Here is a 26,025-nt window from a genome sequence, read left to right on the forward strand (position 1 = left end):
CAAACATGCTATTGTTGCCGGCTTTTTGCCACTGTTTCGCCTCTCTTCCATGCACTCCGAACCGATTTCCGACACTCCCCTCATCGTCGCGCCGCGCGGCGCCGGCATGGCCAACCTGGCGCTGGCCATCGGCGGCCTGGCCATCGGCACCGGCGAATTCGCCTCGATGACCATCCTGCCCGTGGTGGCGGGCGACCTGCACGCCAGCCTGCCCGACATGGGCCACATGATCAGCGCCTACGCGCTGGGCGTGGTGTTCGGCGCGCCGCTGATCACCATCTTCCTGGCGCGCATGCCGCGCCGCGCGATGCTGATCATGCTGATGTCGCTGTACGCGGTGGGCAACCTGCTGAGCGCGGCGGCGCCGGGCTATGCGTCCTTGATCCTGGCGCGCTTCATCGCCGGCATCCCGCACGGCGCCTACTTCGGCGTGGCGGCGCTGGTGGCGGCGTCAATGGCGGTACCGGAGAAGCGCGCGCAGGCCGTGTCGCGGGTGCTGATGGGGCTGACCATCGCCAACATCTTCGGCGTGCCGCTGGCGACCTGGCTGAGCCAGGGCTTCGGCTGGCGCTCGACCTTCCTGGTGGTCGGCCTGCTGGGCGTGACCACGGCGCTGATGGTGCGCCGCTACGTGCCGTGGATTGCACCCGGCGACGCCAGCCCGCAGCGCGAGCTGGGCGTGTTCCGCCGCCTTCAGGTGTGGGTGACGCTGCTGATGGTGTCGGTCGGCTTCGGCGGCCTGTTCGCGGTCTACACCTATGTGACGCCGACCTTGCTGGAAGTGACCAAGGTGTCGCCGGCACTGGTGCCGGTGCTGCTGGCGATGATGGGCGTCGGCATGACGGTGGGGAATGTGGTGGGAGGCTGGTTCGCCGACCGCTCGCGCCTGTGGACCATCTTCGGCGCGCTGGTGTGGAATGCGGCGGCGCTGGCGGCGTTCTACTACACCAGCAGCAATGTGTGGGCGGTGGCCTTGAACCTGTTCGCCATCGGCTGCGGCATCGCCGTGTGCCCGGCGGTGCAGACGCGCCTGATGGACGTGGCGGGTGACGCGCAGACGGTGGCGGCGGCGCTCAACCACTCCGCCTTCAACTGCGCCAACGCCGCCGGCGCCTGGTGCGGCGGGCTGGCGATTGCCCACGGCATGAGCCTGCAATCGACCGGCCCGGTGGGCGCCATGCTGGCCCTGGGCGGCATCGTGGTGCTGGGCGTATCGGTGCTGCTGGAGCAGCGCCGGCCCGCCCCAGCCATCGCTACATGGGGCGGTTCGCTCTGATCTGTGTCAATGCACGTCCCCTTCAATTTCCCACACTGAGCATCACTCGAACTGCGTGAAGTCCGGCTTGCGCTTCTGGAAGAAGGCCATGAAGGCTTCTTTGGCTTCCGGCGACGACAGCATGGCGCTGAAGTGTTTGTTTTCTTCGGCGATGGCTTGCGCGGTGGGTGCGGTGCGGGCGGCTTTCATCAGGGCCTTGGTGGTGCGGATCGAGCTGGCGGGCAAGGCGACCAGCTTGGCGGCCTGACCTTCGGCGAAGGCGCGCAGTTCTTCCACCGGCAGCACTTTCGAGATCAGGCCCATGTCCAGCGCTTCCTGTGCACCGAAGGCTTCGCCCAGCATCAGCTTTTCGGCGGCGCGCGGGTAGCCGGCGATTTGCGTCAGCAGCACGCTGGAGCCGAATTCCGGGCACAGGCCCAGCTGCGCGAACGGCATCGAGAACCTGGCGTTGTCGGCCGCGTAGACCAGGTCGCAGTGCATCAGCAGCGTGGTGCCGATGCCGACCGCGTTGCCCGACACCGCCGCCACCACCGGCTTGCTGGCGCCGCTCAGGGCCATCATGAATTTGTACACGGAACGGTCTTCAATCGCGCCGCTGCTGGGCGCGTTTTTCATGAAGTCTTCCAGGTCGTTGCCGGCGGTGAAAATCTCCGGTTTGCCGACCAGCAGAATCGCGCGGACGGCAACATCGGTTTCGGCGGCGGTCAGCGCGTCGGCCATCGATTGGTACATCGCGGCGGTGATGGCGTTCTTGCGCTCGGGACGGTTGAATTCCAGCGTCAGGATGCCGTTTTCAATACTGCTCAAAATTTCCATGTCTGTCTCCAAAATGAAAGGGCGCCGCAGCGCCCTTTTTTATCGCGGTGTTGTAATTACACGCGCTCGATGATGCCTGCCGCGCCCATGCCTGCGCCGACGCACATGGTGACCATGCCGTACTTCAGGTTGTTGCGACGCAGTGCGTGCACCACGGTGGCGGCACGGATCGCGCCGGTCGCGCCCAGCGGGTGGCCCAGGGCGATCGCGCCGCCCATCGGGTTCACTTTGGCTGGATCCAGGCCCAGGTCGCCGATGACGGCCAGCGCCTGTGCGGCAAACGCTTCGTTCAGCTCGATCCAGTCCAGCTGGTCCTGGGTGATGCCGGCGGCTTTCAGCGCTTCCGGAATCGCGAACTTCGGACCGATGCCCATGATTTCCGGTGGCACGCCCTTGACGGCGAACGACGAGAACTTGGCCAGCGGCGTCAGGTTGTGCTCGCGCAGGATCTTCTCGGACACCACCAGCAGCGCGCCGGCGCCGTCGGACATCTGCGAGCTGTTGCCGGCGGTGACCGAACCTTTGGCGGCGAACACCGGCTTCAGCTTGGCCAGGGTTTCCATGCTGGTTTCCGGACGCGCGCCTTCGTCGGTATCGACGGTGCGGGTCTTGACCTTGATTTCACCGGTGGCCAGGTCTGGCGTGCGGGTGATGATCTCGACCGGCGTGGTCTCGTCCTTGAAGAAACCGGCCTGCTGCGCGGCGATGGCGCGGCGGTGCGATTCCACCGAGAACGCGTCCTGCGCTTCGCGCGACACTTTCCACTGTTCCGCCACTTTCTCGGCGGTCAGGCCCATGCCGTAGGCCATGCCGACGTTTTCGTCGGTGAACATGTTCAGGTTCATCGATGGGTGGTGGCCCATCATCGGCACCATCGACATCGACTCGACGCCGCCGGCCAGCATGACATCGCATTCGCCAACGCGGATGCGGTCAGCCGCCATCGCCAGGGCGGTGATGCCCGAGGCGCAGTAACGGTTGATGGTGACGCCGCCGACGGTCTTCGGCAGGCCGGCCAGCAGCACCGATTGACGGGCGATGTTGAAGCCCTGCTCCGCTTCCGGGAACGAGCAGCCGATGATGGCGTCGGTGATCAGCGCCGGGTCCAGGCCTGGGGCCTGCGCCAGCGCCGACTGGATGACGCGCACCAGCAGGTCGTCCGGACGGGTTTTGTTGAACATGCCGCGCGGCGCTTTGCCGATGGGAGTACGGGTAGCGGCGACGATGTATGCGTCTTGAACTTGTTTGCTCATTGTCTTATTCCTTAGTTGCGGACTGGCTTACCGGTTTGCAGCATGCCCATGATGCGTTCCTGGGTCTTCGGATGGTTCAGCAGCTCCAGGAAGGCCTTGCGTTCCATGTCCAGCAGCCACTGCTCGCTCACGAAGGAGCCTTGGTCGATGTCGCCACCGCTGACGATCTGCGCGATCATGTCGCCCAGCTTGAAGTCGTGCGCGGAAATGAAGCCGCCGTCACGCATATTGACCAGTTGCGCCTTGATGGTGCCCCAGCCGTAGCGGCCGGTGACCTGGATCGGCGCCTTCAGCGGCGCGCGGTAGCCCTTGTCGAACATGGCGCGCGCTTCGGTCTTGGCCACGTACAGCAGTTCGTACGGGTTGAACACGATCACGTCGTCTTCTTTCAGGTAGCCCATGGCCTGTGCTTCCAGCGCCGATTTCGACACGTTGGCGGTGGCCGCGTTGGTGAAGCCGGTTTTCAGGAATTGCAGGATGTCGGTGCCCTTGGCTTCCTTGTAGGCGCGTTGTGCCGCCTCTTTCAGGCCGCCGCCGGCAGGGATCAGGCCCACGCCCACTTCCACCAGGCCGATGTACGATTCGATCAGCGCCACGCGCTTGGACGAATGCAGCGCCATTTCGCAGCCGCCGCCCAGGGCGATGCCGGCAACCGCCGCCACCACCGGCACGTTCGAATATTTCATCGCCATGAAGGTGTCTTGCAGTTCCTTGATGATCGGGTCGACCGCCTTGGCGCCGCCGCTCATGAAGGCTGGCAGTGCCGATTGCAGGTCGGCGCCGGCCGAGAACGCGCCGCCGTCGGCCGCGTCCGCGCTCCAGATCACCAGGCCCTTGAAGTTCTTCTCGGCTTCCGCCAGCGCTTTCTTGAAGCCGGCGATGACGCCCGGGCTGATCACGTGCAGCTTGGTTTTCAGCGAGATCACCAGGATGTCGTCGCCCGAGTGCCACAGGCGCACGTCGTCGTCTTCATGCACGGTGGTGCCGGCGGTGCGGCCGGTGGCTTCGCCCGAACCCAGTACCGGTGCGCGGAATTCCTGGCGCTTGTAGACCGCCAGTTCCGAACGCGGCACGAACGATTTCGACACGGCCGACCAGGAACCTTCAGGGGTGTGGACGCCGCCTTTTTCAGCGACCGGACCTTCGAACACCCAGGCTGGCAGCGGTGCGTTGCACAGTGCGTGGCCGGCGTCGATGTCTTCCTTGACCCACTGGGCGACTTGCGTCCAGCCCGATGCCTGCCAGGTTTCGAACGGGCCGACGGTCCAGCCGAAGCCCCAGCGCATGGCGAAGTCGATATCGCGCGCGTTGTCGGCGATGGTGTCCAGGTGCACGGCGATGTAGTGGAAGGCGTCGCGGAAGATCGCCCACAGGAACTGCGCCTGCGGATTGGTCGATTCGCGCATCGCTTTCATCTTCTTGACCGGATCCTTTTCCTTCAGGATGCGGGCGACGATGTCGGCGGCCTTGGCGCCGCCGGCGACGTATTCACCGGTGGCGAAGTCCAGGCGCTGGATTTCCTTGCCTACTTTTTTGTAGAAGCCGGCGCCGGTCTTCTGGCCCAGCGCGCCCTGCTCCACCAGCTTGGCCAGCACGGCCGGGGTTTTGTAGACGGCGGCGAACGGGTCGTTCGGCAGGTAGTCCTGCATGGTCTTGATCACATGGCCCATGGTGTCCAGGCCGACCACGTCCGCAGTGCGGAAGGTGCCCGACTTGGCGCGTCCCAGCTTGGCGCCGGTCAGGTCATCGACCACGTCCACCGACAGGCCGAATTTCTCGGCTTCGTGGACAATGGCCAGGATGCCGAACACGCCCACGCGGTTGGCGATGAAGTTCGGGGTGTCCTTGGCGCGGACCACGCCCTTGCCCAGGGTCGAGGTCAGGAAGCCTTCCAGCTGGTCGCTGATTTCCGGCTTGGTGAACTCGGTCGGGATGATCTCGACCAGGTGCATATAGCGCGGCGGGTTGAAGAAGTGCACGCCGCAGTAGCGCGATTTCAGGTCGGCGTCGAAGCCTTCGGACAGCTTGGTGATCGACAGGCCCGAGGTGTTCGAGGCGAAGATGGCGTTTGGCGCAATGTGCGGCGCGACCTTTTTATACAGGTCATGCTTCCAGTCCATGCGCTCGGCGATGGCTTCGATGATCAGGTCGCACTCGGCCAGCTTGGCCAGGTCGTCTTCGTAGTTGGCCACTTCGATCAGCGCGGCGTGGTCCTTGTTGCCCAGCGGTGCAGGCGACAGTTTCTTCAGGCCTTCGATGGCTTTCAGCACGATGGCATTCTTGGGCGTACCGCCGGAGACATGCTCCGGCTTACCCGGCAGGTCGAACAGCACCACAGGCACCTTGGCGTTGACGCAGTGGGCGGCGATTTGCGCGCCCATCACGCCGGCGCCCAGCACGGCTACTTTTTTAACGATGAAATTGGTCATTGTCGTTTCCTCTTAGAACAGGTCGGCGTCGAGTGCCATCAGGTTGGCGGAGCCCGAGCGCGCCTGACGGATCAGGGTTGCGGTTTCCGGTTGCAGGCGGGCGAAGTAGAAACGCGCGGTCGCCAGCTTGGCTTTGTAGAAGGTGTCGCTGCTGTCTTGTTTTTCCAGCGCGATCTTGGCCATTTGCGCGAAGAAGTAGCTGTACACCAGGTGACCGACAACGCGCAGGTAAGGCACGGCGGCGGCGCCCACTTCGTCGGCGTTCTGGAAGGCCTTCATGCCGATTTCCATGGTCAGCTTGGTGACCTTGTCGCCCAGTTCGCCCAGCGGCGTGATGAATTCGCTCAGGTTTTCGTCCAGGCCGTTTTCTTCCACGAACGATTTGATTTTCTCGCCGAACTTGCGCAGCTTGGCGCCGTTGTCGCCCAGGATCTTGCGGCCCAGCAGGTCCAGCGACTGGATGGTGTTGGTGCCTTCGTAGATCAGGTTGATACGGGCGTCGCGCACGTACTGTTCCATGCCCCATTCGGCGATGTAGCCGTGACCGCCGAACACTTGCATCGCTTCCGAGGTGGCGATCCAGGCGTTGTCGGTGATGAAGGCCTTGACGATCGGGGTCAGCAGTGCGACTTCGTCGGCGGCTTCCTTGCGCACATCTTCGTCAGGGTGGTGCAGTTCGCGGTCGATCTGCAGCGCGACGTACGAGGTGAAGGCGCGCGCGCCTTCAGCGTAGGCGCGGCCGGTCAGCAGCATGCGGCGCACGTCGGCGTGGACGATGATCGGGTCGGCTGGCTGCTCCGGATTTTTCGGGCCGGTCAGCGAGCGCATCTGGATGCGGTCCTTGGCGTAGATCACGGCGTTCTGGTACGCCACTTCGGTCAGACCCAGCGACTGCATGCCGACGCCCAGGCGGGCGGCGTTCATGAACACGAACATGGCGTTCAGGCCCTTGTTCGGCTGGCCGATGATCCAGCCCTTGGCGCCGTCCAGGTTCATCTGGCAGGTCGAGTTGCCGTGGATGCCCATTTTTTCTTCGATGGCGCCGCAGGTGATCGGGTTGCGTTCGCCGACCGAGCCGTCTTCCTTCGGCAGGTACTTCGGCACCAGGAACAGCGAAATGCCTTTCGAGCCTTCCGGTGCGTCCGGCACGCGGGCCAGCACCAGGTGCAGGATGTTTTCCGACATATCGTGTTCGCCGGCCGAGATGAAGATCTTGTTGCCGGTGATTTTCCACGAGCCGTCGTCCTGCGGGATGGCTTTCGAGCGCAGCATGCCCAGGTCGGTGCCGCAGTGCGGTTCGGTCAGGCACATGGTGCCGGTCCATTCGCCCGACACCAGTTTCGGCAGGTAGGTTTTTTTCTGCTCGTCGGTGCCGTGTTCTTTCAGGCACTCGTAGGCGCCGTGCGACAGGCCCGGGTACATGGTCCAGGCCTGGTTGGCCGAGTTCAGCATTTCGTAGAACGAGTTGTTCAGCACCACTGGCAGGCCCTGGCCGCCGTATTCAGGATCGCAGGCCAGTGCCGCCCAGCCGCCTTCGACGTACTGCTTGTACGCTTCCTTGAAGCCTTTTGGCGTGGTCACGGTATGGGTGGCGGCGTCGTGCTTGCAGCCTTCGCGGTCGCCGGAGTGATTCAGCGGGAACAGCACGCCGGCGGTGAACTTGCCGCCTTCTTCCAGCACCTGGTTGATGATGTCGGCATCGACTTCGCTGTAGTCCGGCAATGCTTTCAGTTCATCTTCCACTTTCAGGAACTCGTGCAGAACGAATTGCATATCCCGGATTGGCGCGACGTATTGACCCATTTTTTTCTCCTGATGACTACTTTAGTGTTTGAATTAATTAATTGGCTTGTGCAAGCACCGCTGCCGGTGTTTGCGGATTGCGATACGTCTCGATCAGGCGTACAAAGCCGGTGCCGGCGCGCTCCAGGCTGCCCGGAATGCGCAGGAAGCGCGCATCGTGGTGCAGGGCCAGGATCAGGCCGTACATCTCGTACACCAGCTGCTGCGGGTCGGTGTCTGCCTTCAGGTCGCCGCATTCGACGCACTGCTTCACGCAGCGCAGCAGCGCCCCCTGCCAGGCGCCCACCATGGCCATCAGCTCTTCGCGGATCGGGCCCGGACGGTCGTCATATTCGACGGCGCCGCTGATGTAAATGCAGCCCGAGGCCACTTCCACGCTGACCCGCTTGACCCAGCGCGCAAACATCGCCTTCAGGCGCTGGATGCCGCGCGGTTCCTTCACGCTGGGGAAGAACACTTCCTGCTCGAAACGATGGTGATACAGCTTCAGCACTTCCAACTGCAAATCTTCACGCGATCCGAAATGCGCGAACACGCCGGATTTGCTCATGTTCATCTTATCTGCCAACAATCCAATGGTCAGACCTTCCAGACCATCACGGCTGGCCAGGTCCAGCGCCACGTCCAGGATTGCCGCGCGGGTTAGCTCGCCTTTGCGCATAAATTTAGTTGAGGTATTAATAAGATTGCATCCCAGTGTAAAAAGTCATTGGAGAGAAAGGAATATTCTGCGCCACTTAAATTTACTCTGTGTGAAAAGAATTGCGAACGCTCGTACTATTATCCACTTGGGGGTGAATGTCAAACAGTACCTTTAGAGGTGGCGTTCTATTGCTGCGGCGCAGCAATAGAAGCGGTAATGCAGGCGGGAAACTAAGTCAGAGTTTCCCGAGTTGACGGCGGTCGCGCTTGGTGGGACGGCCCTTGAAATCGGCGCTTGGTTCGCGGAACATGCGGCGGTTTTCCGCCACGGCGGCGCGCCGGGCCACGCTGACGTCGGTTTCCTCGTACAGGTTGCGGGCGATCGGCGCGGCGGCGCGCACGTCCGACAGGCCCATCACATCGACTTCCCACTGATCGGAGCCGTTGTCGATCTCCAGCACGTCGCCGATGCGCACATTGCGCGCCGGCTTGGCGCGGTCGCCATTGACGGTGACCTTGCCGCGGTCCACCGCTTCCGTCGCCAGCGAACGGGTTTTAAAGAAACGTGCGGCCCACAGCCATTTATCCAGTCGTACACCTTCGCTCACGCGTATTTCCCCACAGCGAACACCCGCATTAGTAACTTGTAGAACACAAACGCAATTTCGTAGCCGATCCGGCGCACATGACCGACGTGCTTGAAGTCATCATAGGTAATCACCTTGCCTTCGGCAATGGCTTCCTCGATGTGGCAGCGCAGGCTCTGCGAAAAAGCCGCATCCTTGATGACCACATTGGCTTCCTGGTTCAGGAACAGGCTCAGCCCGTCCACATTGCTGGAACCGACTGTGGCCCAATCGTCGTCGATGACGGCGACCTTGGCGTGCAGTTGCGTCTTGTGATATTCCACCACTTTGACGCCGGCCGCAAGCAGCTTCGGATAGAAAGAATGCGCCACCGCGTCCTGCAGCCAGATTTCGCCGACGCCGATCAGCAGCACCACCTCGACGCCGCGCTCGGCCGCCTTGGCCAGCGCCTGGCGGAACTTGCGGCCCGGCGCGAAGTAGGGATTGGCCAGCAGCACGCTCTTGCGCGCGCGGCCCAGCGCGTACAGGTAGGCGCGCTGAATGGTCTGGCGGTTGCGCCAGTTGTCGCGCACCACGAAGCCGGCCTGCACCGCGTGCGCGGCGGCGATCTTCTCGACCTTGCGCAGGTCGCGGTACAGGCCGATACGCTTGATCAGGCCCAGCTTGCCCAGGCGGCGCCACTGCGTGACGGCCTCGGTCTGGATATCGGCCACCAGCGGGCCGCGCACCTGCACCGCGAAGTCCCAGCGCGGCGCCGACAGCGCCTTGTTGTGGTCGTAATCGCAGAACATGTCGTCGTTGATGTTGATGCCGCCGACGTAGGCCACGTTGCGGTCGACCACGCAGATCTTGCGGTGCGTGCGGGTGATGCCGCGCTTGAACCAGGGATTGAACATGCGGTGCTCGACGCCCTTGGCCAGCAGCAGTTCGTGCATGCTGTTGACCTGGCGCCGGCCGGTGCCCCACCAATCGGTGATCATGCGCACCTGCACGCCGCGCTGGGCGGCGTTGATCAGGGCGTTGAGCACCAGCTTGCCGGTGTCGTCGGCGGCAAAGATATAGGTTTCAAAATAGACTTCGTACTGCGCGGCGTCGATGGCCGCCACCAGCGCCGGGAAAAAGTCGGTCCCGGTGTGCAGCAGGGTGACTTCGTTATCGGCGATAAAATTCACTGGGCGCATGGGCAAGCGCTCACGCCAGCGTCAGCGAGGCAACGATGGGCGCGTGGTCCGACAGCTTGGCCCACAGGCTGCCGTGCATCACTTCCGCCGTCTCCACCTTGAAACCGCGCACGTAGATGCGGTCCAGCCGGAAGAACGGCAGGCCGGCCGGGAAAGTGCGCGCCGGATTGACGCTGGATTTGCGGCGCAGGGTGCGCAGCACGCCGTCCAGCGCCGAGCTGGAGCCGATTTCATCGAAGGCCTCGACCACGCCCAGCGCGTTGCGCAGCTCGTCGCTGAGGGTGTTGCGCCAGTCGTTGAAGTCGCCGGCGATGACCACCGGCTCGCCGTTCGGCGCCGATTCGCGCACGGCCGAAATCAGCGCCTGGGTCTGGCGGCGGCGGCTGCCTTCGAACAGGCCGAGGTGGACCACGTAGCAATGCACCGGCCCCTGCGGCGTCTGCAGCACGCAGTGCAGGATGCCGCGCTGCTCGTAGGCGTGGTCGGACACATCGTGATTGGCCTGGTTGGCGATCGGGAAAGCGCTGAGCAGCGCGTTGCCGTGGTGGCCATGGTCGTAGACCGCGTTCATGCCGTAGGCCGCGTGCAGGTGGCGCGATTCGCCGGCAAAATATTCATGCTGCGCCGCAGCGGGCCAATGCTTGTGGCCCAGCTGCTCGGCGCCGTACTTGGCGGCCTTGAGGTCGTGTTTGCCCTGCACTTCCTGCAAAAAAACCACATCCGCATCGAACATGCCGATCGCCTGCTTCAGCGCCAGCACACGCGGTTCCGCACGAATGCTGGAAACGCCCTTGTGGATATTGTAGGTAGCGACTCGGATCTTCATGCGGCCCATTTTACTCCCGAGATCGCATTTCCGGGCGTGCGCCTGCGCACATAGCGGGCCGCTAGCGGATCTGGCGCGGGAGCTGGAGGATGACTTCGGCGTTGGAGGAGGAGAAGCAGCGGTCGGCGGCTTCCAGCCAGGGCAGCCAGGCGTGGTTGATGTGTTCGCGCGGACTGAGGGTGATGGCGATGTCGCGCGGGACTTCGACGCTGAAGACGTGCTCGGTGTTCTGCGTCACACCCGGCGCGTAGCGGTGGCGCCACATGGGATAAATCTCGTAGATGTTGGACAGCTGCCAGTCGCGCAGCACGATGCGCTCGCCGTCGGCGACGATGCCGGTTTCCTCGAACAGCTCGCGCGCGGCGGTGGCCGCCAGCGGCTCGTCCGGCGCGTCCAGCGAACCGGTCACCGACTGCCAGTAGCCCGGCTTGTCGGCGCGCTCGATCAGCAGCACCTGCAGGTCGGCAGTGTGAATCAGCACCAGCACCGATTCGGGAATCTTGTAAGGCTTCATGCGATAAGGATAAAAGAAAAGGCGCCGCAGCGCCTTTTCCATATTGCTGCTTAGCCGGCCACTTTCGGCTCGGCGGTGCGCAGACGGATGTGCAGTTCTTTCAGCTGCTTCTCGTCCACTTCCGACGGCGCGTGGGTCAGCAGATCCTGCGCGCGCTGGGTTTTCGGGAAGGCGATCACGTCGCGGATCGAATCGGACTTGGTCATCAGCGTCACGATACGGTCCAGGCCGAATGCCAGGCCACCGTGCGGCGGCGCGCCGTATTGCAGCGCGTCCAGCAGGAAGCCGAACTTCAGGCGCGCTTCGTCGGCGTCGATCTTCAGTGCGCGGAACACTTTCGACTGCACGTCTTCGCGGTGGATACGGATCGAACCGCCGCCCAGTTCCCAGCCGTTCAGCACCATGTCGTAGGCCTTGGCGATGCAGGCGCCCGGATTGGTTTCCAGCCAGTCTTCGTGGCCGTCTTTCGGCGCGGTGAACGGGTGGTGGGTCGCGGTCCAGCGGTCCGACTCTTCGTCGTATTCGAACATCGGGAAGTCGATCACCCACAGCGGCGACCAGACGTCGTCGAACAGGCCGGCGGCCTTGCCGAATTCCGAGTGGCCGATCTTCACGCGCAGCGCGCCGATGGCGTCGTTGACGATCTTGGCCTTGTCGGCGCCAAAGAAGATCAGGTCGCCGTCTTCGGCGCCGGTCAGTTCCAGCACCTTGGCCAGCGCGGCGTCGTGCAGGTTCTTGACGATCGGCGACTGCAGGCCGTCACGGCCCTTGGCTTTCTCGTTGACCTTGATGTAGGCCAGGCCCTTGGCGCCGTAGATGGCGACGAACTGGGTGTAGGCGTCGATTTCCGAACGCGGCATGTCGGCGCCCTTCGGTACGCGCAGACCGACCACGCGGCCGTTCGGCATGTTGGCGGCGCCCGAGAACACCTTGAAGTCGACGTCCTTCATGACGTCGGTCAGTTCGGTGAACTGCAGCTTGACGCGCATGTCCGGCTTGTCCGAACCGTAGCTGCCCATGGCCTCCGAGAAGTTCATGACCGGGAACGGGTTAGGCAGGTCGACGTCCATGGTGTTCTTGAACGTTTTGCGTATCATGTCTTCGAACAGATCGCGGATTTCCTGTTCGCTCAGGAACGAGGTTTCGCAGTCGATCTGGGTGAATTCCGGCTGGCGGTCGGCGCGCAGGTCTTCGTCGCGGAAGCACTTGGTGATCTGGTAGTAACGGTCGAAGTTGGCGACCATCAGCAGCTGCTTGAACAGCTGCGGCGACTGCGGCAGCGCGAAGAAGCTGCCGGCGTTGACGCGCGACGGCACCAGGTAGTCGCGTGCGCCTTCCGGGGTCGACTTGGTCAGCATCGGGGTTTCGATGTCGATGAAGCCCAGCTCGTCCAGGTACTTGCGCACTTCCATGGTGACCTTGTAGCGCAGGCGCAGGTTGTTCTGCATCTGCGGACGGCGCAGGTCCAGCACGCGGTGGGTCAGGCGGGTGGTTTCCGACAGGTTGTCGTCGTCCAGCTGGAACGGCACGGCCACGGAGGCGTTCAGCACTTCCAGTTCGGAGCAGATCACTTCGATCTTGCCCGATTTCAGGTTGTTGTTGACGGTGCCTTCCAGGCGGTCCTTGACCACGCCGGTAACGCGCAGGCAGAACTCGTTACGTACGGCTTCGGCGGCTTTGAATACTTCAGCCTGTTCCGGATTGCATACGATCTGCACCAGGCCTTCGCGGTCGCGCAGGTCGATGAAGATCACACCGCCGTGGTCGCGACGACGGTGTACCCAGCCGCACAGGCTGACGGTTTGGCCAAGCAGCGCTTCAGTGGTGAGGCCGCAGTAGTGAGTACGCATTGAGGACATGTTTATTTCTCGGTTCAGGTTAAGTTACTCAGTTAATCTTGGTTTCATCCAGGACGATGGTTTTCGGCGCGTCTTCCGGCGCCACCACGCCCATCGAAACGATGTACTTCAGGGCGGCATCGACCGACATGTCGAGTTCCACCACATCCTTCTTGGCCAGCATCAGGAAAAAGCCCGAGGTCGGATTCGGCGTGGTCGGCACGTAGACGCTGACGTACTCGCCGACCAGGTGGTTCTTCACGTCCCCGCCCGGCGCGCCGGTCAGGAAGGCGATGGTCCACGAGTTCTGGTGCGGATACGGTATCAGCACCGCCTTGCGGAACGCATTGCCGGACGACGAGAACAGCGTGTCGGACACCTGCTTGACGCTCGAATACAGCGAGCTGACCACCGGAATCCGGGTCAGCAGTTTTTCCCACAGCTTGACCACATAGTTGCCGACCAGGTTGTTGGTCAGCAGGCCGGTCAGGAACACGATGACGATGGTCAGCAAGGTGCCCAGGCCAGGAATATCGAAGCCGATCAGGGTACGCGGCTGCCAGCGCTCCGGCACGAACAGCAGGGACTGGTCCATGGTGCTGATCACCAGGTTCAGCACCCAGGCGGTGATCGCCAGGGGCACCAGGATCAGCAAGCCGGTAATGAAATATTTACGCATCGAAATCCTTCTTGTTGACTCAGGTATCGCTGGAGCCGCCCGATGGCGTCGGCGTCGGTGCGGGAGTCGGCGCAGGCGCCGGCGACTCGCTCGTGGACGGCGCGGTGCCGGTGGCCGGCGGCGTGCCGCCGCGGAAATCGGTCACATACCAGCCGGAACCCTTCAACTGGAAACCGGCAGCGGTCACTTGCTTCTTAAACGACTCCTTGCCGCACGACGGGCAGACAGTCAGCTGCGGGTCGGAAATCTTCTGCAAGACATCCTTGGCAAAACCGCAGGCCTCGCAGCGGTACGCGTAGATCGGCATCAATTACTCCGCAAAAATCATCAAAACCCTGAATTATAAAGCCTTTTGCCGGCCATCTGACTGTTTCCTGTGGTTACGCCAACTTGGCTAATCGTTTTCATAGCAAAAAACTATTCGCTAATTGTCTCTCGGCATGTTTTAATGCAATCCTACAAGCGCTGATTTCCCAATCCCTGAATCGCCGCATCGTTAGCCGTCCCTGACGCACGACGCTCCAACTCTTTGATTCTTTGGGAAATACCATGAAAAAATACCTGTACGCCGGCGTCCTCGCCGCATGCCTCAGCGCTCCTGTCTTCGCCGCCAACAGCAAGTTCGTCGCCCAATCGCCGGAAGAACCGTTGCATAAACGTTCGGTGTTGTTGTGCATGGCGGTGCTGGTCGGCCTGCATTATTTGCGCCACCTGCCTGGCGTGCCGGCCCGCCGTCCAGCCAACACCGAAGTGTGATGCGCGCCGCAGCGCTCCTCCTGTGCGGCGCGCTGCTGGCCGCCGGGCCGGTGTCGGCGGTGGCCATGCGCGCGCACGAGTTCATCGACGCCGACCAGCGCGTGCCGGTGACCTTGCCGTCCGACCGCGCCACCGAGGTCATCAGCATGACGCCGGCGCTCGACGCGGCCGCCGTGCTGACGCCCGCCCCGGAGCAGCCTCTGGCCGCGCAGCAGCAGCCCCAGGCGGTGCTGCCGCCGGCCGCCAGCCCGGTGCCGGAGCCGTCCGGCTGGGTGCTGATGGTCTTGGGCATGCTGTTGCTGTTTCTGGTACAACCCAGGAAAACCGAGGAAAGTTTCTCCATCCGCCTGGATTCGCGCTGAACCGCACGCCGGGCCGATAAGCGGCCGCTCGCACAGACAACGCCGGCAAAGTTCCTTATAACGGTAAACACACCGTTAAAGGAGGAGTTCATTATGATGAAGAAACTACTGCTTGCCGCCGCCATCGCGGCTTCCGCTGGTACGTTCAGCGTGCCGGCATCGGCCGCCGTGATCGTGGTGCAGACCGCGCCGCCGCCGCCGCGCGATGAAGTGGTGCCGCCGCCACGCCACGGCTATGTGTGGGCGCCGGGCTACTGGGACTGGCGCAACAACCGCCACGTCTGGACCAAAGGCCACTGGGAGCGCGAGCGCCGCGGCTATGTCTACCATCAACCAGCCTGGGTCGAGCGTGACGGCCACTGGGAAATGTCGCGCGGCAGCTGGGCTCGCGGCGACAACGACCACGACGGCGTGCCGAACGGCCGCGACGACCATCCCAACAATCCGCGCCGTAACTAAGCCGGCCTAGCGCCGGCGCCACGCCATCCAGCGTTCCTTGCCGGCAAACACCGGGATGGAGTCGCTGACGGCGTCGTCGGCGATGCAGTCGAAGTCCGCGCGCAGCAAGTCATCCAGCTGCGCGCGGCTGATGCCGAACGGCGGCCCCTTGGGCGCCTCGTCAAAGAAGAAATAACCTGCCAGCAGCGCGCCCGGCGCCAGCAGCTGCGCCCAGCGCGCCGCCACTTGCGGCCACATGGCGCGCGGCATCGCGCACAGGAAGGCGCGTTCGTAGATCAGTTGCAGCGGCCGCTCCGGCTGCCACGCAAAGAAATCCGCCTCGACCACCCGCGCCGCATGCACGCCGGCCGCCTGCCTGCCTTGCGCCACGGCCGCAGGCGAGAAATCGATGGCGGTCGCATCCCAGCCCTGCCCTGCCAGAAACGCCAGTTCGTAGGCCGAACCGCAGCCCGGTATCAAGGTGACCAGCGGCCCGCTGCCGGCGGCGAAGTCGCGCAAGGCTTGCGGCACGCCGCCCTTATCCCACGGCGTGAAGTTGCGCGCGAAGCGCTCATCCCAGAACGCCGGCGACAACGGATCGCGCTGCTGGAAATCCGCCACGGCGCTTACAGCAGGTGATGGAAACGGTGGTACAGCTGGAAGCCGGCCACGCCCAGCGCCACGGCGCCGACCACGTAGATCACCAGGCTCAACAGGCGGTTGGTACGCTGCTGTTCGCTGATCAGCACTTTGATCAGCTCGGTATTATCGTTGGGCCGCTCGGCATGGCGCTCCAGCGCCTGGTGCACCAGGCGCGGCAGCTGCGGGAAGATGTGGGCATAGCGCGGCGCCTCGGCCTTCAGGCGCTGCATGAAGCCCTTGACGCCGACCTGCTCGCCCATCCAGTTTTCCAGGTAGGGCTTGGCGGTTTTCCACAGGTCCAGGTCCGGGTCCAGCTGGCGGCCCAGGCCTTCGATGTTGAGCAGCGTCTTTTGCAGCAGCACCAGCTGCGGCTGCACTTCGACGTTGAAGCGGCGCGAGGTCTGGAACAAACGCAGCAGGATCTGGCCGAACGAGATGTCCTTCAGCGGGCGGTCGAAGATCGGTTCGCAGCAGGCGCGCACCGCCGATTCCAGTTCGTCGACGCGGGTTTCTTTCGGCGCCCAGCCGGACTCGATGTGCGCCTCGGCCACGCGCTTGTAGTCGCGGCGGAAGAAGGCCAGGAAATTCTGCGACAGGTAATCCTTGTCGTAATCGGTCAGCGTGCCGACGATGCCGAAGTCCAGCGCAATGTAGCGGCCAAAGGTTTCCGGCTCGATCGATACCAGGATATTCCCCGGATGCATATCCGCATGGAAGAAGCCGTCGCGGAACACCTGCGTGAAGAAGATTTCCACGCCGTCACTGGACAGTTTTTTCAGGTCCACGCCGGCCGCTTCCAGGCGGTCGATCTGCGACACCGGAATGCCGTGCATGCGCTCCATGACGATCACGCTGCTGGAGCAGTAATCCCAGTACATCTCCGGCACCAGCAGCAGCTGGGAGTCGGCGAAGTTGCGGCGCAGCTGGCTGGCGTTGGCGGCTTCGCGCATCAGGTCCAGCTCGTCGTGCAGATACTTGTCGAACTCGGCGACCACTTCCTTCGGCTTCAAGCGCTTGCTGTCGGCCCAGACGTTGCCGATCCACTCGGCGGCGATGTGCATCAGCGCCACGTCCTCGTCGATCGACTTCTTCATGCCGGGACGCAGCACCTTGACCGCCACCTGGCGGCCATCCTTGAGCGTGGCGAAGTGCACCTGCGCGATCGAGGCCGAGGCCACCGGCGTGCGTTCGAAGGTGGCGAACAGTTCATCCGGATGGGCGCCCAGCGATTTGCGGATCTGCGCGATGGCCAGGTCGGAATCGAACGGCGGCACGCGGTCCTGCAGGCGCGACAGCTCGATCACCAGGTCGGCCGGAATCAGGTCGCTGCGGGTCGACAGCACCTGGCCGAACTTGACGAAGATCGGTCCCAGTTCCTCCAGCGCCATGCGCAGCCGCACGCCGCGCGGCGCCGACAGGTCGCGCCAGAAAAACACCGTGTCGATCAGCTTGGTGATGCGCGGCTTCTTCAAGCCGGAGATGGCGATTTCGTCGAGGCCGTAACCTACCGATACCCGCAGAATTTTCAGCAGGCGCAAGAATTTCCGCATCATTGTGATCCCAGTTTCTGTTCCAGTTTGGCGAGGCGCTTGGCGGCGCGCTCGACGTCGTCGCGCAGGCGGGTGACGTCGGCCGAGTAAGCTTCCACGGTCTGCGGCCGCACCAGCACCTGTTTTTCGTCGAGCAGGAATTCGGCGACGTTTTCGGCGAGTTTCTGATGGCCGGCCTTGACCGCTTCAAACGCGGCCTTGGCGCCGGAGACGGCGCGCACGGCGGCGATCGGCCCCACCACTTTTTCCAGGTCGTTCTCGGCTTCCCAGCGCAACGACTTGCTCAGGCTGGAAATGGCGTTGGCGAATTCGGCGTCGCCTTCGATCTGCACGTAGGAGAAGGCGCGGTCGCGGTTTTGCGCAATCAGCGGCAGGTCGGACAGCTTGACGCGGATGGTGACGCGGGCGGCCTCGTCAACCGGCGCCGGTTCCAGATAGCCGTCGGCGGTCACGCGCAGGCGCAGCGCGACCGAGCCGGCGTCGATGCTGGCGGTCTTGCCGGCGTGGCGCTGCAACTCCTGGCGCGCCCACGGCTCCTGCGCCAGCAAATGGTTGATGGCGGCGCTGGCGGGCGCCGCGGAGAAACTGCCTGGATTCAATGAAATCATGTTCTAGCCGTTGAAAACAAAACCGCCCGGTAACGGGCGGCCTTGATCTTACCAGTTTTACCGGAACAAGCCGGTTGATTACGCCAGTTGCTGAATACCAGCCAACAGCCAGCCGCTCGAACCGTTGACCGGCTTGGCCAGGTTCCACACTTCGTGGAACGGCTCGGCCAGCGCATCCGGCGCAGGCTTGATCATGCCGGTGAACTTGACGCTCGCCAGGTATTCGGTGTCGCTGGTCTCGATGCCCAGCAGCTCGGCGTCGATGCTGACCACGTCGGTGTAATCGGCCACGGTGCGCTCGGTGATCTGCAGCTTCATCTCGGCAAACACTTCCGGCGTGGTGAATTCGCGGATATCGGCCACGTCGCCCTTGTCCCAGGCCGCTTGCAGGCGGATGAAGTTGCCCTTCGCCACGCGCAGGAAGCTTGCCTGGTCGAAGTCGGCAGGCACGCCCCACTGCTGGTGCGCAGGCTGGACCGGCGCGGCCGGTTGCAGACGCGAGCCGATTTCCGGCGTGGCCGAACCGCCTTGCGCCGGCATCGGGTAGACATTCTGGCTGCCGCCGAACGCGGCAGGCGCGGCCGATGGCTGCGACTTGCCGCGAATCAGGCGGAAGAGGAAGAACACCACGCCCGCCAGCAAGGCCAGCATGATGATCGAGCCGATGGCGCCGCCCAGCGCGCCACCCAGGCCGAAGTGCGAGAACAAGGCGCCCAGGCCCAGGCCCAGCAGCGCGCCGCCCAGGATGCCCTTCCAAGGGCTGGGACGCGGCGCCACCGGCGGCGGCGTATTCGGCGCTGGCGCCGGAGCGGCCTGGCGCGGCGCTTGCTGCGGCGCCGGCTGGGCCGGCATGCGGTTGACGTTTTGCGACTGGCGGCCAATCGAACGGCCGCCGCCGGCTGGACGCGCGGTCGCTTCCGCCAGCATCGACATGGCGGAAACGGCGATCATTGCGCCAATCAGGATTTTCTTCAGGTTCATGGTCTTTCCAGTCATTACATTTTGATACCGGTGTGTAAAGCGGCCACACCTGCCGTCAAGTTGTAATACGTTACGCGTTCCAGGCCAGCTTCTTCCATCATGGTTTTCAGCGTTTCCTGGTCCGGGTGCATGCGGATCGATTCCGCGAGGTAGCGATAGCTTTCGGCATCGCCGGCGATCTTCTGGCCCATCCACGGCAACACCTTGAACGAGTAGATGTCGTAGGGCTTTTGCAGCGGCTCGGCCACTTTCGAAAATTCCAGCACCAGCAGCTTGCCGCCCGGCTTCAGCACGCGGCGCATTTCTTTCAGCGCCTGATCCTTGTGCGTCATGTTGCGCAGGCCGAAGGCGACGCTGACGCGGTCAAAGTAGTTGTCCGGGAATGGCAGTTTTTCGGCGTCACACAACAAGGTGGGGGTCAACAGGCCGCGATTCAAGAGGCGGTCGCGGCCGACGCGCAGCATCGACTCGTTGATGTCGGTCAGCCAGACCTCGCCGGTCGGGCCGGCCTGCTTGGCGAACACCTTGGCCAGGTCGCCCGTGCCGCCGGCGATATCCAGGCATTTGAAGCCGGGGCGCACGGCCGCGTTGGCGATGGTGAAAATCTTCCAGATGCGGTGCAGGCCAGCCGACATGACGTCGTTCATGATGTCGTACTTGGCGGCGACAGAATGGAAAACCTTGGCAACTTCGCGGACTTTATCTTCTTCCGCGACGGTTTTGTAACCGAAGTGAGTGGTATTGGTCATGGTATGCAGGCCTGTTAATTTGCCTGCATTATACAAGACCCTTATTGCGGAACGAGGTGAAGCCACTCCAGTCCGACGGCAGCGCGCTTGGGGAAGCCCTTCCACAGGCCCGGATCGGGCTTGATGGTGCCGTCCGCCCCCAGCGGCGGTAGTTCCAGATAAGCCTGCAATGGCTGTTTTTTAAGCTGGATACCCAGAAAAGCGGTCACAAAATGCTGGTTGATGTTGTTGATGCGGCGGCTGTCCCACACCGGCTCGGAATAGGCCATGAAGTCGTCGAAGTTGCTCCACGCGGCCGGCGACGGCGGATTCGGCGCCGAATTGTGGCGGCCGCCGACGTAAGTCAGCAGGTAGCGGTCGGCATGCACCGTGCCCTGGAACAGCTTGAGCACGCCGTCCTGGTAGCCTGCCACGTCGTCCTGGTCGCCGCTGATGAACAGGATGGGCGTGCGGACCTTGGCCAGGCCGGCCTCGTCCCACACCTTGTGCGCGCCACCCCATGGCGCGAACGCCACCACCGCCTTGATGCGTGGATCGCGCGCCGCTTCGTATTCCGCGTTGCCCTGCTGGTTGACGGCCAGCGCGCCGCCCGGCACATACGCCACCGCCGAAGCGCTGATGCCGGCGCCGATGGTGTTCAACGCGCCGTAGCCGCCCATCGAGTAGCCGATCAACGCGGTGTTGTCCGCATCGACCACGCCGGCCAGAAAATTGCCGCTGCCCGGCTGGGCCCATGCGGCGACCGTATTCAGCACGAACAGGTCGTCAAGGCGGCGGTTCAGCAGCGTGCTGGGAAAGCCTGCCTTGTCGGCGCGCATGGATTCGGGATGGTCGATGGCGACCACGACGTAGCCCTTCGACGCCAGGTTCTCGGTCAGGTAGCTCATTTGCAGGCGCGAGCCGGGGTAGCCGTGCGAAACGATCACCAGCGGGTAGCGGCCGCCCTGCCCTGCGGCTGGCGCGGCGTCCCGGGCGGCGCGGCCGTTGAACTGGAACGGCGTGTTGGGCCGCGCCGGATCATTGGCGCCGGAACCCAGCACGTCGGTGTAGACCGTATGTTCTTTCTGGCCGGCGGCCAGGCGCGCCGGATACCAGACTTCCAAGGTCAGCTTGCGGCTGTAGCGCGGATTCGGCTGCCCGGCGCTGATGTGCAGGATATCGAGTTGGTCCTTGTGTTCCGCCACCAGCGTGCGCACGCCGACTTGCAACGGACCGCGCGCCGCCAGCTCCGGCGCATCCGGACGCATATCGCCGTAATAGTCCTGCGCGCCTACCGGCACCGCGACCAGGGCCGCCACCAATACCAACATCCTGCCTATCATGCCTTCTCCTATAAACCTAAATGAGAGCGCAAGGTGCTGCCCGCGTACGCGGTGCGGAACAAGCCGCGCCGCTGTAACTCGGGAATCACCAGCTCAAGAAAATCATCCAGCCCACCAGGCAGCGCCGGCGCCATGAAATTGAAGCCGTCCGCCGCGCCTTGCTCAAACCATTGCTGCATCTGATCCGCCACCGCTTCCGGCGTGCCGACCACGGTGAAGTGTCCACGTCCGCCGGCGATGCGCTCGTACAGCTGGCGTATCGTCAAATTTTCGCCCTGCGCCAGATCGGTCAGCAACTGCTGGCGGCTGCGCTGGCCGTCCTGCGTTTCCGGCAGATCCGGCAAGGGGCCGTCCAGCGGATAGCCGGACAAATCGAAATTGCCGATCATCCGCCCCAGCAGCGCCAGGCCGGCTTTCGGTTCGATCAGCGCCTGCAGCTGCGCGAACTTCGCATCCGCTTCCGCCTGCGTGCGGCCCACCACCGCGAATAGTCCCGGCATGATCTTCAGCGACTCGGGCTTGCGGCCTTTCGCTACCACCCGCTGTTTCAGATCGCTGTAGAACGCCTGCGCCTTGGCCAGCGACGGCTGCGCGGTGAACACCATCTCCGCCGTTGCCGCCGCCAGATCGCGTCCGGTCTCGGAACTCCCCGCCTGCACCACGACCGGCCGTCCTTGCGGACTAGGCGCCACATTCAGCGGCCCCGCCACGGCGAAATGCTCGCCGCGATAATTCAGCTTATGCAGCATGGCCGGATCGTAAGGCAGCGCGCCGCGCTTGTCGTTGACGAACGCACCGGGTTCCCAACTATTCCACAGTCCTGTGACAACCTGATGAAATTCCCGCGCCCGCGCATAGCGGTCGGCATGCGCCACGTGCTGTTCGCGGCCGAAGTTGGCCGCTTCCGCCGCGTTATCCGAGGTGACCAGGTTCCAGCCTGCCCGGCCATCCGACAGCAGATCCAGCGATGCGAACTGGCGCGCCACCGTGTACGGTTCGTTATAGGTGGTGGTGGCGGTGCCGATCAGGCCAATCTTCTCGGTGGACGCGGCCAGCGCCGACAGCAGCGTCAACGGCTCCAGCGACGGCGCGCCGGTCAGCGCCACGCTGTCCGCAAAGAACACCGCGTCCAGGCAGGCCTTCTCCGCGTTGCGCACCTGTTCGCGGAACACCTTGAACGGATTCGATTCCAGATCGGTATCCGGATGCCGCCACGCTGCGACGTGGTGGCCATAGCGCATCATGAATGCGGCGATACTCAACTGCCTGGACATCAGAACTCCTTGCGGGCGGTGATGCCGAAGTAGCGCTCATCGTCGCGCGGCACGGCGCGGGTGACGTAGCCCGTCGAGGTGACCAGGTTGGTGGCATACGATTTGTTCGCCAGATTCTTGCCCACCAGCGCAATGCGCCAGCCGCCCACCGGCGACGACAGCGCCACACTCGCATTGACGACGCCATACGCACCCTGGATCGCATCCGGCGACTGGAACAGGTCGTACTGCGTCTTGGCCTGCCAGGTGTAGTCCGCGCCCAGGTCGACAATCAGGCCATTCTGCAAAGGCAGCGCGTAGTTGGCGCGGGTGAAGGACTTCCACTTCGGCGAGAACGGCAACGGCTGGCCATTCAGGTTGCAGGATGCGGCAGCGGCGGCCGGGCAGTTGAAGCTGTCGATCTTCGCGTCGGTGTAGGCCAGCGATTGCGTCAGCGTCAGTTCGCGGGTCGGACGCGCACTCAGGTCCAGTTCAACGCCCTTGGTCGAAACATCGCCGGCATTGATCAGGCGCGTGACGACGGCGCCAGCCACGGTGTCATAGAAATTGGCCTGGTAGTTCGAGTACTTGGTGTTGAACACGGCGATGTTGGCGGTCAGCTTGCGGTCGAAGGCGCTGGCTTTCAGGCCCAGTTCAAACGAATCCGAGGTTTCCGGCTTCAACGCCAGCGTATCGCGGCTCAACATGTTGAAGAAGACGTTGTAGGCAGGGCCCTTGTAGCCGCGCGAGTAGGTGGCATAGGTGTTCACATCGCGCGCGATGTCGTATTGCAGGCCAACGCGGCCCGAGTAGCCATCCTCGCTGGTGGAGCCAGTGCTTTGCGTGGCAGGCTGCACGCCGGCGAAGGCCACGGTCTGCGTCGAGGTCCGAGCGTGGTCGTAGGACAGGTCATCCCGCGTCCAGCGCGCGCCGGCAATGGCGCGCCAGTTCGCAGCGAAGTTCAGGGTGCTTTCGCCGAACAGCGAGTAGTTGTCGTTCTTCACGCCATAGTCCGCGCGGCCGGAATTGATGGCCGCGCCGTTGTTGACGATGCGCTGATACACCTCGCGGTCCTTGCCGTGCAGGTAGTATGCGCCGACCACGTAGTCCGCAAACTGGTCCTTCGGCGAAGCGAGGCGCAGCTCCTGCGAGGCCTGGCTGAATTCCACCGTGCCGATGTCGCGCGTGGCCGGGAACGCCGCCGTGACGCGCGATGCTTCCGCCGCGTTGCCGATGGCCGAGGTGCTGGTGTACTGCGTGTTGTCCCAGTCGCGCACCGCCGTGATGGAGGTCAGCGTGTAGCCGTTGAAGCGGTAGTCCACCTGCGCCGACAGGCCTTTGTTCTTGTCGCGGATATCGCTCGGGATGTCGGTATTGACCTGGCGGTTCTCGGCGCCGGCCACTACCGGCGCGATGCCCGCATTGAACGCGGCCGCCGTCGATTTGTAGGCGGTGAAGGTTGGCGACGACGTCGAACGCAGGTAGTCGGCGATCAGCGCGATATCCAGATCCCTGGTCGGCGTGAGGTCGACGCGGGCGCGCACGCCTTTGCGGTCGTAGCCATTCAGCTTGCCGCCGCCGGCGTGGACGTTGTTCACGTTGCCGTCATAGTCCGCATACAGGCCGGTGACCGAAGCGCTGACCACGCCCGGCTGGATGGCGCCGGAGACGCCGGCGCGCACGCGCTTCTCATTGCCCTCGTACCAGGAAGCATCGACAAAGCCGGTGGTTTCCTGCGTCGATTTGCGGCCGATCACATTCAGCACGCCGGACGAGGCGTTCTTGCCGAAAAGCGTGCCTTGCGGGCCGCGCAGGATTTCAATGTGCTCTATGTCCAGCAGGTCCAGCGTGGCCTGGCCGGGACGCGCATACACCACGCCGTCGATCACGGTGGATACCGTCGGCTCGACGCCAGGCGAGGTGGAGATGGTACCGATACCACGCACGAAGATGGTGCTGTCCTTGTTGCCGCCCTGCTGGCGGAAGGTCACGCTCGGCACTTCCTGCACGATGGTGTCGATGCTGGTGCGGTTGGCGTTGTTCAGCGCATCGCCGTCCAGCACCGATACGGCCACCGGCACCGATTGCAGCGAAGCGTTGCGGCGCGTGGCGCTGACCGTCACGCTGGGCACGGCGGCGCTGTCGTCGCGACTCTTGAGCGGCGTTGGATCGGTCTCCTCGGCGCCTGCATACGCTGTCGCCACCAGCAAAGCGCCGACGGTCAGCGCGCCAAAAATTTTCTTATTGCTCTTCATGCTGTGATCCCTTGATTTGAAAGCGCTCCTTGCGCCGCATGTGTCTTATTCGGAAAACCTGCTTTGATCGGCGAAGAACCAGCTTAGTGTGCGTCAGGTGCTTCGCTACAATTAAGTGGTACCGGTACCCTTTTTTTAGTGTCGTGGCGACCCGGTTTGAAGTCAAAGAATTAAAAAAATCATCGATATGTCTTTTCGGAATATGCGTACATGAGCGAACCAACAGCACCACGAAAACGCCGCGGATCGGGCCGGGCCACCATTCACGATGTGGCCCGGCTGGCGGAAGTGGGATCGATTACGGTGTCGCGCTACTTCAGCGAACCGGGACGCGTGGCGGCCAAGCGCAGCGCGCGCATTGCGGCGGCGGTGAAGGAGTTGGGCTATGTGCCGAACCTGGCTGCGGGCGGCCTTGCATCCTCGCGTGCGCGCATTGTCGGCATGGTGATCCCGAATATCTCCGGTCCTATCTTTGCCAATACGATTCAGACGTTCAGCGATACGCTGAATCGCCATGGCTATCAGCTGCTGCTGGCGTCCAGCTACTTCTCGGCCAGGCAGGAAGAAAGCGCGGTGCGCGCCTTCCTCGGCTGGAATCCCGCCGCGCTGGCGGTGGTGGGCCGCTTCCACAACCGCGCCACCGAGAAGCTGCTGACCACCGCCGGCATCCCCGTCGTCGAGACCTGGGACTACCAGCCGCGCCGCAAGCCGATCCAGGTCGGCTACTCGAACAACGCGGTGGGCGAACAGGCGGCGCGCTACTTGTACGGCAAGGGCTATCGCCGCATCGCCTTCGTGCAGAACAGCCTTGCCGGCGACTTGAGCGCGGTGGATCGCAGCGACGGCTATGCAGCCGTGATGCGCGAGCATGGCCTGGAGCCGATCATTTATGCGCCGACGGCGGAGGCGCCGTTCGATGCGGGCAAGCAGGCGATTGAAGCACTGGCGCTGGCGCCGCCGAGACGCAGCAAGCCGGTGGAGGCGATCATCTTCGCCAACGACAATCTGGCGGCGGGCGCCTTGCTGGCTGGCCAGCGCGCGGGCCTGAAGATACCGGAGCAATGCGCAATTGTCGGCTTTGGCGACTACGCCTTCTCGCCGTTGCTGCTGCCCAGCCTGACCACCATCCGTCCGCCGGGCCGCGAGATCGGCGAGATCGCCGCGCTGCGCATTCTTGAACAACTGGGCGTGCTGCCCGCATCGACACAGGATTCGCGTTTGAATCTGCTGGCCTGCGAATTGATAGAGCGCGAGAGCGCATAAGG

At 63.6% G+C, this 26,025-nt stretch carries 25 protein-coding genes; 5 read left to right on the forward strand and 20 right to left on the reverse strand.

Annotation, left to right across the window (positions count from 1 at the left end; all coding sequences use genetic code 11):
• Positions 1–49: 49 nt before the first annotated feature.
• A complete protein-coding gene (locus GJ698_RS23370) occupies positions 50–1,276 on the forward strand; it encodes an MFS transporter (RefSeq protein WP_154360273.1) in 1,227 nt (408 codons plus the stop codon).
• Between the two features lie 42 nt (positions 1,277–1,318).
• On the opposite strand, the gene GJ698_RS23375 is transcribed toward GJ698_RS23370, so the two are convergent.
• From GJ698_RS23375 to GJ698_RS23430, 12 genes are all read right to left on the reverse strand, one after another.
• Positions 1,319–2,092: an enoyl-CoA hydratase gene (locus GJ698_RS23375; protein ID WP_154360274.1), complete on the reverse strand. Its 774-nt coding sequence runs from the start codon at positions 2,090–2,092 to the stop codon at positions 1,319–1,321.
• A 56-nt stretch (positions 2,093–2,148) separates the two neighbouring features.
• Complete coding sequence (locus GJ698_RS23380; RefSeq protein ID WP_154360275.1) at positions 2,149–3,345, reverse strand: acetyl-CoA C-acyltransferase; 1,197 nt, start codon at positions 3,343–3,345, stop codon at positions 2,149–2,151.
• Positions 3,346–3,356: 11 nt separating this feature from the next.
• Positions 3,357–5,774 carry a 3-hydroxyacyl-CoA dehydrogenase/enoyl-CoA hydratase family protein gene (locus GJ698_RS23385; RefSeq protein WP_154360276.1) on the reverse strand — a complete coding sequence of 806 codons (2,418 nt, stop codon included), beginning with the start codon at positions 5,772–5,774 and terminating at the stop codon, positions 3,357–3,359.
• A gap of 12 nt (positions 5,775–5,786) precedes the next feature.
• Entirely contained in the window at positions 5,787–7,577 is a 1,791-nt protein-coding gene (locus GJ698_RS23390) for an acyl-CoA dehydrogenase C-terminal domain-containing protein (protein WP_154360277.1), read from the reverse strand.
• Between the two features lie 37 nt (positions 7,578–7,614).
• The gene (locus GJ698_RS23395; protein WP_154360278.1) at positions 7,615–8,238 is read right to left on the reverse strand and encodes a TetR/AcrR family transcriptional regulator; all 624 of its coding nucleotides are present in this window, start codon (positions 8,236–8,238) and stop codon (positions 7,615–7,617) included.
• Between the two features lie 217 nt (positions 8,239–8,455).
• Positions 8,456–8,827 carry an RNA-binding S4 domain-containing protein gene (locus tag GJ698_RS23400; RefSeq protein ID WP_371865425.1) on the reverse strand — a complete coding sequence of 124 codons (372 nt, stop codon included), beginning with the start codon at positions 8,825–8,827 and terminating at the stop codon, positions 8,456–8,458.
• Complete coding sequence (gene clsB, locus GJ698_RS23405; protein WP_154360279.1) at positions 8,824–9,987, reverse strand: cardiolipin synthase ClsB; 1,164 nt, start codon at positions 9,985–9,987, stop codon at positions 8,824–8,826. The genes GJ698_RS23400 and clsB overlap by 4 nt, the downstream gene beginning before the upstream one ends.
• A 10-nt stretch (positions 9,988–9,997) precedes the next feature.
• The gene (locus GJ698_RS23410; RefSeq protein WP_154360280.1) at positions 9,998–10,813 is read right to left on the reverse strand and encodes an endonuclease/exonuclease/phosphatase family protein; all 816 of its coding nucleotides are present in this window, start codon (positions 10,811–10,813) and stop codon (positions 9,998–10,000) included.
• A 61-nt stretch (positions 10,814–10,874) separates the two neighbouring features.
• Positions 10,875–11,327, reverse strand: a complete 453-nt coding sequence (gene nudB, locus GJ698_RS23415) for a dihydroneopterin triphosphate diphosphatase (protein ID WP_154360281.1) — start codon at positions 11,325–11,327, stop codon at positions 10,875–10,877.
• 50 nt (positions 11,328–11,377) lie between these two features.
• Positions 11,378–13,177 (reverse strand): aspartate--tRNA ligase, encoded by a 1,800-nt coding sequence (gene aspS / locus GJ698_RS23420; RefSeq protein WP_208023874.1) that lies wholly within the window; start codon positions 13,175–13,177, stop codon positions 11,378–11,380.
• A gap of 37 nt (positions 13,178–13,214) precedes the next feature.
• Positions 13,215–13,844: a DUF502 domain-containing protein gene (locus tag GJ698_RS23425; RefSeq protein WP_154360283.1), complete on the reverse strand. Its 630-nt coding sequence runs from the start codon at positions 13,842–13,844 to the stop codon at positions 13,215–13,217.
• 19 nt (positions 13,845–13,863) lie between these two features.
• The gene (locus GJ698_RS23430) at positions 13,864–14,151 is read right to left on the reverse strand and encodes an FmdB family zinc ribbon protein (protein ID WP_154360284.1); all 288 of its coding nucleotides are present in this window, start codon (positions 14,149–14,151) and stop codon (positions 13,864–13,866) included.
• A gap of 242 nt (positions 14,152–14,393) precedes the next feature.
• Here GJ698_RS23430 and GJ698_RS23435 point away from each other — a divergent pair, with 242 nt between their 5' ends.
• The 3 genes from GJ698_RS23435 to GJ698_RS23445 all read left to right on the forward strand — a co-directional run bounded on the left by GJ698_RS23435 (position 14,394) and on the right by GJ698_RS23445 (position 15,421).
• Positions 14,394–14,600: a hypothetical protein gene (locus tag GJ698_RS23435; RefSeq protein ID WP_154360285.1), complete on the forward strand. Its 207-nt coding sequence runs from the start codon at positions 14,394–14,396 to the stop codon at positions 14,598–14,600.
• Between the two features lie 65 nt (positions 14,601–14,665).
• Positions 14,666–14,962 (forward strand): PEP-CTERM sorting domain-containing protein, encoded by a 297-nt coding sequence (locus tag GJ698_RS23440; protein WP_166454938.1) that lies wholly within the window; start codon positions 14,666–14,668, stop codon positions 14,960–14,962.
• A gap of 93 nt (positions 14,963–15,055) precedes the next feature.
• The gene (locus tag GJ698_RS23445; protein WP_307766668.1) at positions 15,056–15,421 is read left to right on the forward strand and encodes a YXWGXW repeat-containing protein; all 366 of its coding nucleotides are present in this window, start codon (positions 15,056–15,058) and stop codon (positions 15,419–15,421) included.
• Between the two features lie 6 nt (positions 15,422–15,427).
• Here GJ698_RS23445 and GJ698_RS23450 read toward each other — a convergent pair whose 3' ends face one another.
• From GJ698_RS23450 to GJ698_RS23485, 8 genes are all read right to left on the reverse strand, one after another.
• Positions 15,428–16,021, reverse strand: a complete 594-nt coding sequence (locus GJ698_RS23450; protein WP_371865426.1) for a methyltransferase domain-containing protein — start codon at positions 16,019–16,021, stop codon at positions 15,428–15,430.
• 5 nt (positions 16,022–16,026) lie between these two features.
• Positions 16,027–17,595 carry a ubiquinone biosynthesis regulatory protein kinase UbiB gene (gene ubiB / locus GJ698_RS23455; RefSeq protein WP_154360287.1) on the reverse strand — a complete coding sequence of 523 codons (1,569 nt, stop codon included), beginning with the start codon at positions 17,593–17,595 and terminating at the stop codon, positions 16,027–16,029.
• Complete coding sequence (locus GJ698_RS23460) at positions 17,592–18,200, reverse strand: ubiquinone biosynthesis accessory factor UbiJ (RefSeq protein ID WP_154360288.1); 609 nt, start codon at positions 18,198–18,200, stop codon at positions 17,592–17,594. Before GJ698_RS23460 ends, ubiB begins: the two co-directional genes overlap by 4 nt.
• 78 nt (positions 18,201–18,278) lie before the next feature.
• The gene (locus GJ698_RS23465; protein WP_154360289.1) at positions 18,279–19,181 is read right to left on the reverse strand and encodes a Tim44 domain-containing protein; all 903 of its coding nucleotides are present in this window, start codon (positions 19,179–19,181) and stop codon (positions 18,279–18,281) included.
• Positions 19,182–19,195: 14 nt separating this feature from the next.
• A complete protein-coding gene (gene ubiE, locus GJ698_RS23470; protein ID WP_154360290.1) occupies positions 19,196–19,930 on the reverse strand; it encodes a bifunctional demethylmenaquinone methyltransferase/2-methoxy-6-polyprenyl-1,4-benzoquinol methylase UbiE in 735 nt (244 codons plus the stop codon).
• Positions 19,931–19,971: 41 nt separating this feature from the next.
• Positions 19,972–21,252, reverse strand: a complete 1,281-nt coding sequence (locus GJ698_RS23475) for an alpha/beta hydrolase family protein (protein ID WP_154360291.1) — start codon at positions 21,250–21,252, stop codon at positions 19,972–19,974.
• A gap of 8 nt (positions 21,253–21,260) precedes the next feature.
• A complete protein-coding gene (locus GJ698_RS23480) occupies positions 21,261–22,526 on the reverse strand; it encodes an LLM class flavin-dependent oxidoreductase (RefSeq protein ID WP_154360292.1) in 1,266 nt (421 codons plus the stop codon).
• Positions 22,526–24,760: a TonB-dependent receptor gene (locus GJ698_RS23485; protein ID WP_154360293.1), complete on the reverse strand. Its 2,235-nt coding sequence runs from the start codon at positions 24,758–24,760 to the stop codon at positions 22,526–22,528. Before GJ698_RS23485 ends, GJ698_RS23480 begins: the two co-directional genes overlap by 1 nt.
• Before the next feature lie 210 nt (positions 24,761–24,970).
• On the opposite strand from GJ698_RS23485, the gene GJ698_RS23490 reads away from it, so the two are divergent.
• The gene (locus GJ698_RS23490) at positions 24,971–26,023 is read left to right on the forward strand and encodes a LacI family DNA-binding transcriptional regulator (RefSeq protein WP_154360294.1); all 1,053 of its coding nucleotides are present in this window, start codon (positions 24,971–24,973) and stop codon (positions 26,021–26,023) included.
• The last annotated feature ends 2 nt before the right edge of the window (positions 26,024–26,025 follow it).

The sequence above is a fragment of the Duganella aquatilis genome, assembly GCF_009674565.1.
GTDB lineage: Bacteria > Pseudomonadota > Gammaproteobacteria > Burkholderiales > Burkholderiaceae_D > Rugamonas > Rugamonas aquatilis.